This window comes from Aerosticca soli, from assembly GCF_003967035.1.
GTDB lineage: Bacteria > Pseudomonadota > Gammaproteobacteria > Xanthomonadales > Rhodanobacteraceae > Aerosticca > Aerosticca soli.
This window is the reverse complement of sequence record NZ_AP018560.1, coordinates 1,680,706-1,693,616: the sequence shown is the minus strand read 5'-3', so window position 1 is coordinate 1,693,616 and position 12,911 is coordinate 1,680,706. Positions and strand designations below refer to the sequence as shown.

At 68.3% G+C, this 12,911-nt stretch carries 9 protein-coding genes; 8 read left to right on the top strand and 1 reads right to left on the bottom strand.

Translation table 11 applies throughout. The annotated features are described in order from the left end of the window. Positions 1-78 precede the first annotated feature (78 nt). From ALSL_RS07970 to ALSL_RS07945, 7 genes are all read left to right on the top strand, one after another. Complete coding sequence (locus ALSL_RS07970; RefSeq protein ID WP_126538078.1) at positions 79-4,965, top strand: NAD-glutamate dehydrogenase; 4,887 nt, start codon at positions 79-81, stop codon at positions 4,963-4,965. 257 nt (positions 4,966-5,222) lie between these two features. Next, complete coding sequence (locus ALSL_RS07965) at positions 5,223-6,416, top strand: YbfB/YjiJ family MFS transporter (protein ID WP_126538076.1); 1,194 nt, start codon at positions 5,223-5,225, stop codon at positions 6,414-6,416. A 122-nt stretch (positions 6,417-6,538) separates the two neighbouring features. Continuing rightward, positions 6,539-6,751: a hypothetical protein gene (locus ALSL_RS07960; protein WP_126538074.1), complete on the top strand. Its 213-nt coding sequence runs from the start codon at positions 6,539-6,541 to the stop codon at positions 6,749-6,751. 28 nt (positions 6,752-6,779) lie between these two features. Then, entirely contained in the window at positions 6,780-6,917 is a 138-nt protein-coding gene (locus ALSL_RS13580; protein WP_161970942.1) for a hypothetical protein, read from the top strand. Positions 6,918-7,047: 130 nt separating this feature from the next. Next, on the top strand, positions 7,048-8,844 hold the full coding sequence (locus tag ALSL_RS07955; protein ID WP_126538072.1) for a thiamine pyrophosphate-requiring protein: 1,797 nt from the start codon (positions 7,048-7,050) through the stop codon (positions 8,842-8,844). A gap of 64 nt (positions 8,845-8,908) precedes the next feature. Then, the gene (locus ALSL_RS07950) at positions 8,909-9,670 is read left to right on the top strand and encodes an NAD kinase (protein WP_126538070.1); all 762 of its coding nucleotides are present in this window, start codon (positions 8,909-8,911) and stop codon (positions 9,668-9,670) included. A 60-nt stretch (positions 9,671-9,730) separates the two neighbouring features. Further along, entirely contained in the window at positions 9,731-10,657 is a 927-nt protein-coding gene (locus ALSL_RS07945; RefSeq protein ID WP_126538068.1) for a 5'-nucleotidase, read from the top strand. 22 nt (positions 10,658-10,679) lie between these two features. On the opposite strand, the gene ALSL_RS07940 is transcribed toward ALSL_RS07945, so the two are convergent. Beyond that, a complete protein-coding gene (locus ALSL_RS07940; RefSeq protein WP_126538066.1) occupies positions 10,680-11,555 on the bottom strand; it encodes a DMT family transporter in 876 nt (291 codons plus the stop codon). A 160-nt stretch (positions 11,556-11,715) separates the two neighbouring features. Here ALSL_RS07940 and ALSL_RS07935 point away from each other — a divergent pair, with 160 nt between their 5' ends. Next, on the top strand, positions 11,716-12,885 hold the full coding sequence (locus ALSL_RS07935; protein WP_126538064.1) for an acyl-CoA dehydrogenase family protein: 1,170 nt from the start codon (positions 11,716-11,718) through the stop codon (positions 12,883-12,885). Positions 12,886-12,911: the final 26 nt, after the last annotated feature.

Genomic DNA, 12,911 nt, shown 5'->3' with positions numbered 1-12,911 from the left:
CGCGGCAGTATCCTTCGCCGCTTGCCGCCTGCGTGGCGGACTGGTTTTTCCCCAGAATCCGGCGAGGTCCTGCACGTAATGGCTGTCAATAACGGCGATGCGATTCCTGCACAAGTGATCGAGGCATTACGGCAGCATGCGCTGCCGGCGCCGGCGGAGCTTGCGGTGCCACGCTTCGTGGCAGCGTTCTTCGCCCAGGTCGGCAGCAGTGACCGTGCGCTGCACGAGCCGGCGGACTGGGCGCGGCGCATCGCCGATCTCCTCGCCTTCCTGCAGCAACGCGAGTCCGGGCGCGCCAGCGTGCGTATCGTCGAGGCGGGCGAGGCGGCAAGCCTGGTCGAGGTGGTCACCGACGACATGCCGTTCCTGGTCGACACGGTGAGCATGACGATTGCCGAGCACACGCAGATCCAGCTCCTGATCCACCCGGTGATCAAGGTGCGTCGCGATGCGGCGGGCCGGCTGGAGGCGATCGGTGAGGGCGCGCCCGAGTCGGTGATGTATCTGGAAATCGATCCCATCGGCGATGCCGCGCAGGTGCACGCGCTCGTCCGGGCGCTGGAGGATGCCTTGGCCGATGTCCGCGCCGCGGTGACGGACTGGGCGGCCATGCGCGAGCGTGCGCTCGCCATCGCCGACGAGCTGCCTCGCCGCCGCCCGCCGCTGGAGGCCGCCGTCGCCGAGGAGGCGGGCGCCTTCCTGCGCTGGCTGGCCCACGACAACTACACCTTCCTCGGTTTCCGCGAGTACGTGGTGGCCGCGGACGGCGGCTCGCTGCAGCCTAGGGAAGGCACCGGGCTCGGCATCCTGCGGGGCGGGGAGCGTTCGCTCGGTCCGCGTTCGCTGCGTCTGGGCGAGCTGGCCATGGCCAGTCCCGCCGAACCGATCCTGCTCACCAAGACCAATGCGCGCTCGCGGGTGCATCGCCCGGGCCACATGGATTACGTCGGCGTGCTGCATTTCGATGCCGACGGACGACCGGTCGCCGAACAGCGTTTCCTCGGGCTGTTCACCTCCAGCGCCTACATGGCGCGACCGCAAGACATTCCGCTGGTGCGGCAGAAGGTGGAGGCGGTGCTGACCCGCTCCGGATTCGAGCGCGATTCCTACTCGGGCAAGTCGTTGCGCCACATCCTCGAAACCCTGCCGCGCGACGAGCTGCTGCAGGCCGGCGCCGAGGAACTCTACGAGATCGCGCTCGGCATCCTCGAGTTGCAGCAGCGTGCGCGGCCGCGCCTGTTCGTGCGTGCGGATCGCTATGGCCGCTTCTTCGCCTGCCTCGTCTACGTGCCGCGCGAGCGCTTCAGCACCACGGTGCGCGAGCGCATCGTCAAGCTGTTGAGCGAGGCCCTGCACGGCGAGGAGGTCGACTCGGCGGTCTGGCTCGACGAGAGCGTGCTGGCCCGGCTCTACGTGGTGGTGCGGCCGCGCATCGGCGATCGTCCCGCCTTCGACGTCGCCACGCTGGAACGCGGCGTGGTCGACATCGTGCGCAACTGGCATGACGGGCTGCGCGACAGCCTGGTGCGGATGCACGGCCAGGTCCAGGGACTGGCGCTCTTCAAGCGCTATGGGCGGCGGCTGCCGGCCGGCTACGTGGAGGAGGTCTCGCCGCAGGACGCGGCCGCCGATCTCACCGCGCTCGCCGCGCTGCGCGACCCGGACGCGCTGCACGTCAAGCTCTATCGCGGCAGTGCGGGCGACCTGCGTTTCAAGGTGATCCACTTCGGTGCGCCGATTCCGCTCTCCGAGGCGCTGCCGATGCTGGAGAACATGGGCGTGCGGGTGCTCGCCGAACACGTCTATGCGCTGACCGGCGACGAGCGCGAGATCACCATCCACGATTTCGAACTCAGCCCGAAGGCGGCGATGGCCTTCGACGTCCTGCAGCTGGCCGAGCGCTTCGAGCGTGCCTTCGAGGCGCTGTGGCGCGGGCAGGCCGAAAGCGACGGCTTCAACAACCTGGTGCTCGCCGCGCACATCGACTGGCGCCAGGTCGCCATGCTGCGTGGCTATTGCAAGTATCTGCTGCAGACCGGAGTGACCTTCTCCCAGGCCTACATGGAGGATGCGCTCGGCCGCTATCCGGCCATCGCCGGCCTGCTCGTCGAGCTGTTCCTGGCTAAGTTCGATCCCCGCCGCGAGAGCCTCTCCGCCGCCGAGCGCGAGGCTGCGGCGGCGGCGCTGGGCACGGAGATGCGCGCGCTCATTCCCCAACGCGTGCAGCAGGCCCAGCCGGAGTTGATCGAAAGCCTGGTCGGCGCCTTCGCGCTACCGCGCGCGGCCCAGGTCGAACAGATCGGCCAGGGCATCGAGCGCCTGCTCGAGGAGGTCAGCAGTCTCGATGACGACCGCATCCTGCGTCGTTTCTCGGCCTTGATGCACGCCACCCTGCGCACCAGCTATTTCCAGACCACGGACGGCAGGCCGCGTCCGTACATCAGCTACAAGTTCGATTCGCACCAGGTGCCGGAACTGCCCAAGCCGGTGCCGTACCGGGAAATCTTCGTCTACGCGCCGCGCGTGGAGGGCATCCACCTGCGTTTCGGCCCGGTCGCGCGCGGCGGCCTGCGCTGGTCCGACCGGCGCGAGGATTTCCGCACCGAGGTGCTGGGCCTGGTCAAGGCGCAGATGGTGAAGAACACCGTGATCGTGCCGGTCGGCTCCAAGGGCGGCTTCTACGTCAAGCGTCCGCCGGCGGGCGGCGACCGCGACGCGATCCAGGCCGAGGGCGTGGCCTGCTACCGGCTCTTCATCAACGGCCTGCTCGACATCACCGACAACATCGTCGAGGGCAAGGTGGTGCCGCCGCGCGACGTGGTCCGGCACGACGCGGACGATCCTTACCTGGTGGTCGCCGCCGACAAGGGCACTGCGACGTTTTCCGACATTGCCAACGCCATCGCGCTCGAACATGGCTTCTGGCTGGGCGATGCGTTTGCCTCGGGCGGCTCCCACGGTTACGACCACAAGGCGATGGGCATCACCGCGCGCGGGGCGTGGGAATCGGTCAAGCGCCATTTCCGCGCGCTCGGCCGCGATTGTCAGAACGAGGATTTCACCGTCGTTGGCATCGGCGACATGTCCGGCGACGTGTTCGGCAACGGCATGCTGCTGTCGCGCCACATCAAGCTGATCGCGGCGTTCGATCATCGTCACGTGTTCGTCGACCCCGATCCCGATCCGGCACGCTCCTTCGCCGAGCGCGAGCGGCTGTTCAAACTGCCGCGCTCGTCCTGGGACGACTATGACAAGACGCTGATCTCCGCCGGCGGCGGCGTGTGGCCGCGCAGCGCCAAGTCCATTCCGGTCTCCGCGCCGATGCGCACTGCGCTCGGTCTGGACGCGGCGGTCACCCAGCTTTCGCCGACCGAGCTGATCTCGGCCATCCTGCGTGCGCCGGTGGATCTGCTCTGGAACGGCGGCATTGGCACCTACGTCAAGGCCGCGAGCGAAACCCACGCGGAGGTCGGCGACCGCGCCAACAATGCGGTGCGCATCAACGGCGCCGAGCTGCGCTGCAAGGTGGTGGGCGAGGGCGGCAATCTCGGCCTCACCCAGAAGGGCCGCGTCGAGGCCGCCCAGCATGGCGTGCTGCTCAACACCGACTTCATCGACAACTCCGCCGGCGTGGACACTTCCGACCACGAGGTCAACATCAAGATCCTGCTCGGCGATGCCGTGCAGCGCGGCGAGCTCGACATGGAGGCGCGCAACCGCCTGCTGGCCAGCATGACCGACGAGGTCGGCCACTTGGTGCTGCAGGACAACTACCGGCAGAACCAGGCCCTCACGCTGATGGAATACCAGGCCGCCAAGCGCATCGGCACGCTCGGCCACTTCATTCGCACCCTGGAGGCCAAGGGCCTGCTCGACCGGCAGGTCGAGAGCCTGCCCAGTGACGCCGAGCTGGCCGAACGCAAGGCGCGCGGCCAGGGCCTCACCCGGCCGGAGCTCGCCGTGCTCTTGGCCTACGACAAGATCGACCTCAAGCGCACCCTGCTCGATTCGGACGTGCCGGAGGACCCGTATCTGTCGCAGGAACTGGTGCGCTATTTCCCGCAACCGCTGCACGAGCGTTTTGCCGCGCACATGCAGCGCCATCGGCTGAAGCGCGAGATCATCGTCACCGCGGTCACCAACTCCACCGTCAACCGCATGGGCGCGACCTTCATGTTGCGCATGCAGGAGGATACCGGCCAGACCGCCGCCGCCGTGGCCAAGGCCTATACCGCCGCCCGCGAGATTATCGACGCACGCGACACCTGGGCCGCGATCGAGGCGCTGGACGGCAAGGTGCCCGAAAGCGTGCAGGTCGAGGCCAGCTTGCAGCTGTGGAAGCTGCTGCGGCACATGACGCGCTGGCTGCTGAACCGGCCGGCGGCGGGGTTCGACATCGCCGCCAACGTCGCCCGCTATCAGGATCGCGTGCGCGAACTCGCTCGCCTGCTGCCGGGCACCCTGACCGCCGCCGGCAAAGAGCGTTTCCAGGCCAGTGAAGAAGCATGGCGCTCGCGCGGCATGCCCGAGCCGCTCGCCCGGCGTCTGGCCGCGCTGGCGCAGCTGCGTCCCGCGCTCGACATGGTCGAGGTGGCCGAACGCAGCGGCAGGCCGGAGACCGCCGTCGCCCAGGTGTTCTACGAGCTCGGCGAGGCGCTGGATCTGGAATGGCTGCGCGAGCAGATCGAGGCGTTGCCGGTAGAGGGGCGCTGGCATGCGCAGGCACGCGGTTCGCTGCTGGACGAGCTCAATCACCAGCATCGCGCGCTGGCCCAGCAGGTGCTTTCGCAGCCGCTCGGTGAAGGGCAGACATCGCCGGTCCAGGCCTGGCTGCAGCGGGACGATCCCACGCTCAGGTACACCCGCGGCATGCTCGCCGAGATCCTCACCCAGCACGTGGATTACCCGATCGCCTCGGTGGCGGTGCGTCGTCTGGCCCAGCTCGCGCAGGTGTCCGCAGGCTGATCCGCCGCGCTCGCCCTGCGCCCGCGCCCGGGCCGGATCGGCGTCCCACGCCGTCGATCCGGCCGCTGCCGCCGACGAAGCGCAGGGCAGCCCGGCGCCTTGTCGAGGCGCCGGGGAGGCGCGCAGGTTCGCTCAGCCGCGACCGCAAGGCGCCTCGTGTCGCGCTCTTGCAGGATCGGTCCGCACTACACTGCGGCGGTCACTTCGCGACGGAAATGCGCCCTTCGGGCGAGCGCGGCGTGGCGGGAGTCGAGCCGATGAGTCCGCAGCGCGAACGGCTGAGGGTGCTTGGCGCCGGCATCGCCAGCCTGATGCTGGTGCTTGGCGTGGCGCGGTTCGCCTACACGCCGCTGCTGCCGCTGATGCAGCAGCAGGCCGGCCTCGGCGTGGCGCAGGCGGGCTGGCTGGCGGCGATCAATTACGCCGGCTATCTGTGCGGCGCGCTGCTGGCCTCCAGGCTCGACGATCTGCGGCGCAAGGATCGCCTGTACCGGTTCGGCATGCTGCTCGCCGTGCTGAGCACCGCCCTGATGGGCGTGAGCGATCGCTTCGCGGTCTGGGCGTTGTCGCGTTTTCTCGCCGGTCTGTGCGGCGCGGCCGGCATGGTGCTCGGCACCGGCCTGATCCTCCATTGGCTGCTGCGCCAGCGTCACCGCGCCGAGCTCGGCATCCATTTTTCCGGCATCGGTCTGGGCATCGCCGTGTGCGCCGTGGCCGCGGAACTGATGAAGACCAGGCTGGATTGGCGCGGGCAATGGTTCGCGCTGGCCGCCTGCGGCGCGCTGCTCGCGTATCCCGCCCTGCGCTGGCTGCCGCCACCGGTGCCGGATGGGCACACCATCGCCGGCGAAAAACTGGTCGACCGGCCGCCGGGTCGCGTCTTCGAACGCATGCTCATGGCCTTCTATTTCTGTGCCGGCTTCGGTTACGTGGTCAGCGCCACTTTCATCGTCGCCATCACCAACCGGCTTCCGGGCCTGGCCGGGCAGGGGAACCTGGTATTCCTGGCGATCGGCATCGGCGCCGCGCCGGCGTGCATCAACTGGGACCTGATCGCCCGCCGCACCGGTCCGATCGATGCGCTGATCCTCTCCGCGGTCCTGCAGATCGTCGGCATCCTGCTGCCGGTGCTGCTCGGCGGCCTGGCCGCATCGGTCCTCGGCGCACTCCTTTTCGGCGGCACCTTCATCGGCCAGGTCAGCCTGGTGCTCACCCTGGCTGGTCGCCACTATCCGACCCGGCCGGCGAAGATGATGGGCCGCATGACCGCCGCCTACGGCCTGGCGCAGATCATCGGCCCGGCACTCACCGGCGCGCTTGCCGAGCGCCTGGGTGGCGGCTATGCGACCGGCCTCTACCTGGCCGCCGGCGTCATGGCCGTGGGCGTGGCCCTGCTGGTGATCCTCAAGGGCTTGCGGCCCGGCACGGCGGATCCGCCTTCCCTGGCCTGAAGCGACCCAAGGTCGTGGCGACCTCGTCTCGACGACGGGCTCACACCACGCCGACCCTGCGCCGGCGAAGCTGTGGACGCGGCGGCGCGGCGCCGCCGATCTTTCGAGCGGAGCGAAACGAGATGGCCATCCAGACCGAAAACCTGCAGGGCACCACGACCGGCGGACTCGCCTATCGGGCGCGATTGCACCGGCTTGCCGACGGCAGCTACAACGTGGTCGGCATCGACGTCGGCGAGCGGCACATCGCAGTGGACGAGACCACCGCCTACCGCTCGCTGGACGAGGCGCGGCAGGGTATCGAGCGCATCCTCGCCGCCAAGGCCCAGCGCTGACGACCACGCCGTGGTGATGGCGGCGCCCATGCCGGCTATGCGCGTGGTGGCGGTGGCTGGCTTCGCCTGGCTTGCGCTGCTGCTGGTGTGGGCGCCGGTCGATTACCTGGCCCGCGAGGGTCGGCCGGCGGCCGGCGCCTTGGGGCTGGCGCTGACGTTTCCATGAATGTCGGTCCTGGCGTGGTGTTTCTTTCACCGGCAGGCAACCTGCGGGCATGCATCTTTTTTCGCTCATCGAGCGATGGCAGTCATCCCAGCCATAGTCATCGCGATACGAGACGAGCGAGGTCCACAGCATGAGCGACACTGTCGGCGATTTCATTCTCAGACGCCTCAGCGAATGGGGCATCAAGCGCGTGTTCGGCTATCCGGGCGATGGCATCAACGGGCTGATGGGCGCGATGGGTCGCGTGGCCGACCGATTCGACTACGTGCGCGTGCGGCACGAGGAAATGGCCGCGTTCATGGCCGGTGGGCACGCCAAGTTCACCGGCGAGGTCGGCGTGTGCATGGCCACTTCCGGGCCCGGCGCGATCCATCTGCTCAACGGCCTGTATGACGCCAAGCTCGATCACGTGCCGGTGCTCGCCATCGTCGGCCAGCAGGCACGCAGCACGCTGGGCAGCGACTATCAGCAGGAAGTGGATTTGGTCAGCCTGTTCAAGGACGTGGCCTCCTACGTGCAAATGGTGAGCACGCCGGCGCAGGTTCGGCACGTGCTCGATCGCGCGCTGCGTATCGCGGCGGCCGAGCGCACCGTCACCGCCGTGATCGTGCCCAACGACTTGCAGGAAATGCCGGCGGTGCCGAGTCCGCCGCGCAAGCATGGCAGTCTTTATTCGGGCATCGGCTATGCAGCCGCGCATCCCGTGCCGAGCGACGACGAACTGCGCCGCGCGGCCGAGGTGCTCAATGCCGGCGAAAAGGTGGCGATGCTGATCGGTGCCGGGGCGCTCGGTGCCGCCGATGAGGTGATCGAGGTCGCCGAACGTCTCGGTGCTGGCGTGGCCAAGGCGCTGCTCGGCAAGGCGGCGCTGCCCGATGACATTCCGTGGGTCACCGGCTCGATCGGTCTGCTCGGCACCAAGCCGAGCTGGCAGATGATGGACGATTGCGACACCCTGCTGATGGTCGGCACCACCTTTCCCTATGCCGAATACCTGCCGGCCGACGGCCAGGCGCACGCGGTGCAGATCGACATCGATCCACGCAACGTATCCATGCGTTATCCCACCGAAGTGAACCTGATCGGCGACAGCGCCGCGGTGTTGCGGCGCCTGCTGCCGCTGCTGGTGCGCAAGGACAACCCTTCCTGGCGCGAGCGCATCGAGCTCAACGTGCGCAAGTGGTGGCGGGCGCTGGAAGCCAAGGCGATGGAACCGGCGAACCCGATCAACCCGCAGCGCATCTTCTGGGAACTCTCGCCGCGCCTGCCGGATCGCGCCATCGTCTGCGGCGATTGCGGTTCGCACACCAATTGGTACGCGCGCGACCTGCGCCTGCGCCGGGGCATGCTCGCCTCGCTCTCGGGCAAGCTCGCCACCATGGGCAGCGGGGTGCCGTACGCAATCGCGGCGAAGATGGCCTACCCGGACCGCCCCGTGCTCGCCATCGTCGGCGATGGTGCCATGCAGATGAACGGCAACGCCGAGCTGATCACCGTCAAGCAGTACTGGAAGCGCTGGAGCAATCCCTGCTTCGTGGTGATGGTGCTCAACAACCGCGACCTGAACCAGGTGACCTGGGAACAGCGCGCGCTGGCCGGCGACCCCAAGTTTTCCGCCGCGCAGGACGTAGAGGACTTTCCTTATGCGCGCTACGCGGAGATGCTCGGCTTCAAGGCCATGCAGGTCGACCGTCCGGAAGACATCGGCATGGCTTGGGAAGCGGCCTTCACCGCGGGTCGGCCGGTGCTGCTCGAATTTGCCGCCGATCCGGACGTGCCACCGCTGCCGCCGCACATTTCCTGGGCGCAGGCCAAGGCCTACATGAGTGCCATGGCCAAAGGCGATCCAGACGAAATCGGCGTGATCCGGCAGACCCTGCGCGATCTTGTGGCAGGTCTGCTGCCGGGCGAGCACGACAAGGGCTGATCGCAGCGGACAGCGGCCCAGCCATGCCGTAGGCTGTAGGCCCCGTTCCGCCAGCGATCCGTCCATGCGCCTTGCCTTCGTCGCCAGCGAAACCCCGCACGCCCAGCAGGCCAGGCAGCGATTGATCGAGCGCTATGGCGACGTGCCGCCGGAGGAGGCGCAGGTCATCGTCGCGCTGGGCGGCGATGGCTTCATGCTGCGCACCCTGCATGCGCATGGCGCGTTGACCGCGCCGGTCTACGGCATGAAGCTCGGGCGGGTCGGCTTCCTGATGAACAAGTTCCATCTGGACGGCCTGCCCGAACGCATCCTGCGTGCCCACGCGGCCATCCTGCATCCGCTCAAGATGCAGGCCATCGACGTCGGCGGCCAGACGCATCAGGCCCTGGCCTTCAACGAAGTCTCGCTGCTGCGCCAGAGCAACCAGGCCGCGCATCTGGAGGTCCGCCTCAACGGCGAGGTGAAGCTGCCGACCCTGGTCTGCGACGGCATCCTGGTCGCCACGCCGGCCGGCTCCACCGCCTACAACCTGTCTGCGCATGGGCCGATCCTGCCGCTGGATGCCAACGTGCTCGCGCTCACGCCGATCAGCCCGTTCCGGCCGCGGCGCTGGCGCGGTGCGATCCTGCCGCACCGCACCCGGGTGGACATCAAGGTGCTCGATCCGGACAAGCGCCCGGTCAGCGCCACCGCGGATTACATCGAGGTGCGTGACGTGGCCGAGGTCACCGTGGTGCAGGCCGAGGATCAGAGCGTGCGCCTGCTGTTCGACCCCGAGCACAAGCTCGAGCAGCGCATCCTGGACGAGCAGTTCGCGCAGGATTGAGCCCACGGCGGGCGCTTTTGCTAGATTCCATGTCGGTGTTGCAAGGGCCGAAAAGCCGCCGTGAAATCCGCCGCAGACGTCCACGATCCCGCCGCCGCCGGCGACAACCGCCTGGTGGTGGCGATCTCCTCGCGCGCTTTGTTCGACCTGGCCGAAAGCCATGCCCTGTTCGAACGCGAGGGGCTGGATGCCTACCGCGCCTACCAGATCGCCCACGAGAACGAGATCCTGAAGCCCGGCGTGGCATTCCCGTTGGTGCAGAAGCTGCTTGCGCTCAACAAGCTGGCCGGAGACGTGCCGCCGGTGGAGGTGATCCTGCTCTCGCGCAACTCCGGCGATACCGGCCTGCGCATCTTCAACGCGATCCAGCATTACGGCCTGGCCATCAGCCGCGCGGCCTTCACCTCCGGCGCGCCGACTTCGGACTACATCGCGCCGTTTCGCGCCGATCTGTTTCTGTCCGCCAACGCCGAGGACGTCGGTCGCGCGCTCGCCGCCGGTGTCGCCGCCGCCACCATCCTGCCGTCGAGCGCGCCACCGCGGGCGGGTGAGCAGTTGCGCATCGCCTTCGACGGCGACGCGGTGATCTTCGGTGACGAGGGCGAACGCGTGTCGCGCGAGGAGGGCCTGGAAGCCTTCCACCGCAACGAGACCGAACATGCCGACGAGCCGCTGTCGGTCGGACCGTTCCGCGGCTTCCTGAGCGCGTTGCATCGCCTGCAGGCGGCGTTCCCCGCGGAGACTTCGCCGATCCGCACCGCGCTGGTCACCGCGCGCTCGGCGCCGGCGCACAAGCGGGTGATCCTGACCCTGCGCCGCTGGGGCGTGCGCATCGACGAGGCACTGTTCCTGGGCGGGCGCGACAAGGGGCCGTTCCTGGCCGCCTTCGGCGCCGACATCTTTTTCGACGATTCCCCCGCCAACGTCGAATCGGCGCGCCGCCACGTCGCCACCGGCCACGTGCCGCACGGCGTCGGCAACCGCTGACGGCAAGCCATCCGGCGGCAGGTCAGATCACCTTGGTGCGCCGCCACCAGGGCGTGACCTTTTCCTCGCGTACCAGGGTGAACAGCCCGGCCCCCAGGATCAGCACGATGCCGATCAGCATCGGCCAGTCCAGATGGTCGCCGAACAGCCAGTAACCGAAGCCGATCGCCCATAGCATCTGGCTGTACTGGGTGGGGGCCACGCGCGCCGCCGGGGCGAGCAGCGTGGCGTACATGAGCAGCACCCCGGCCAAGGCGGCGAGCAGGCCGTAGCCGGCCAGCAGCAGCCATTCCCCGGCGTTCGGCCAGACGAAGTGCGGCAGCATCAGCGCACCGCCGATCAAAAGCGGCCCGGTCATGCCCGCGCCGTACAGGCTGAGGCGTTTCTCGTGCGGGCCGGCCAGGCGCAGGGCGACCACCGAGGCGGCGCTGGCCAGACCGCAGGCGATCGCCGCCGCATGGCCCAGGCCCAGATCGCGAAAACCCGGGCGCAGCACCACCAGCACGCCGATGAAGCCCACCACCACGGCGGTCCAGCGCCGCCAGCCGACGTGTTCCTTGAGAAACAGCACCGACAGCAAGGTGACGAAGATCGGCATCAGGAAGATCAGCGAGAACACCTCGGCCATCGGCAGCAGGGTGAAGGCGGTGACCGAGCCGATGTTGGAGATCGCCCCGGACACGGCGCGGATCCACCACAGCGCCGGACGGTTGGCGGTGAAGGCATCGCGCCAGCGGTCGCCCGGCGAGCGGATGAAGGGCAAGGCGGCCAGGCCGAGTAGGGCGCCGATGAAGACCGCCTCGTAGGCGGGAACCGCGCCGCGCAGGGATTTGACGAAGGCGTCGCTGATCGCATAGGCCGCAAAGGCCGCAAACCCTAAAAGCACACCTTTCAACATGAGCCGTATGAGCCTTCCATCGATGCCGGGCGCCGACGCATGCGATGCGGTGGCGGTTTTTGGGGGGAGTGGGACGCCGCCTGCGTCGCCCTGGGGGGCGTGACCGCCATGCGGGCAACCGCTAGCATGCAACATTTTCATGACGCTACGGAAATCAGCCATGGCCGCCCGTCTCGATCCGCTCGACCTCTACGACGTCCGCTCGCAGCTCAGCGAGGAAGAACGCATGGTGCAGGACACCGTCGGCCGTTTCGTCGACGAGCGCGTGCTGCCGATCATCGGCGATTGTTTCGACCAGGGCCGGTTCCCGCAGGAACTCATCCCGGAGATCGCCGCGCTCGGCCTGCTCGGCGCCACCATGCCGGAGAAGTACGGCTGCGCAGGCATGAACGGCGTGAGCTACGGGCTGATCTGTCAGGAACTCGAACGCGGCGACTCGGGCCTGCGCAGCTTCGCCTCGGTGCAGAGCTCGCTGTGCATGTATCCGATCTACGCCTACGGCACGGAAGAGCAGAAGCTGCACTACCTGCCGAAGATGGCCGCCGGCGAGATCATCGGCTGCTTTGGGCTCACCGAGCCGCATGGCGGTTCCGATCCGGCGAACATGAAGACCCACGCCAGGAAAGACGGCGGCGACTGGGTCATCAACGGCGCCAAGATGTGGATCACCAACGGCAACCTCGCGCACATTGCCATTGTGTGGGCGCAGACCGAGGACGGCATCCAGGGCTTCATCGTGCCCACCGACAGCAAGGGCTTCGCCGCGCAGGAAATCAAGAAGAAGATGAGCCTGCGCGCCTCGGTGACTTCCGCGCTGTTTTTCGACAACGTGCGCGTGCCCGAAACGCAGCGCCTGCCGACGGTGCGCGGACTCAAGGGGCCGCTGGGCTGCCTCACCCAGGCGCGCTACGGCATCACCTGGGGGCCGATCGGCGCCGCGCAGGCCTGCCTCAAGGAGGTGCTGGACTACACCGCCGAGCGCGTGCTGTTCGGCCGTCCGCTTGCTTCCAACCAGGCCGTGCAGATCAAGCTGGCCGACATGGCCCGCCGCATCACCACCGCACAGCTGCTGTCGCTGCGCCTGGGGCGGCTCAAGGATGCCGGCACGATGCAGCCGACGCAGGTGTCGCTGGCCAAGTGGAACAACGTACGCATGGCGCTGGACATCGCCCGCGAGTGTCGCGACATCCTGGGTGGCGCCGGCATCACCACCGAGCACGTCGCTATCCGCCACGCGCTGAACCTGGAATCAGTGATCACCTACGAGGGCACCGAGACGGTGCATCAGCTGGTGGTCGGGCGCGAGCTGACCGGCATCAACGCGTTCTGATCTTTCCGCACGCGCGGACCGACGGC

Coding starts and splice junctions, on each gene's coding strand:
- ALSL_RS07970 (WP_126538078.1), top strand. CDS start 79: ATGGCTGTCAATAACGGCGATGCGATTCCTGCACAAGTGATCGAGGCA.
- ALSL_RS07965 (WP_126538076.1), top strand. CDS start 5,223: ATGAGTCCGCAGCGCGAACGGCTGAGGGTGCTTGGCGCCGGCATCGCC.
- ALSL_RS07960 (WP_126538074.1), top strand. CDS start 6,539: ATGGCCATCCAGACCGAAAACCTGCAGGGCACCACGACCGGCGGACTC.
- ALSL_RS13580 (WP_161970942.1), top strand. CDS start 6,780: ATGCCGGCTATGCGCGTGGTGGCGGTGGCTGGCTTCGCCTGGCTTGCG.
- ALSL_RS07955 (WP_126538072.1), top strand. CDS start 7,048: ATGAGCGACACTGTCGGCGATTTCATTCTCAGACGCCTCAGCGAATGG.
- ALSL_RS07950 (WP_126538070.1), top strand. CDS start 8,909: ATGCGCCTTGCCTTCGTCGCCAGCGAAACCCCGCACGCCCAGCAGGCC.
- ALSL_RS07940 (WP_126538066.1), bottom strand. CDS start 11,555: ATGTTGAAAGGTGTGCTTTTAGGGTTTGCGGCCTTTGCGGCCTATGCG.
- ALSL_RS07935 (WP_126538064.1), top strand. CDS start 11,716: ATGGCCGCCCGTCTCGATCCGCTCGACCTCTACGACGTCCGCTCGCAG.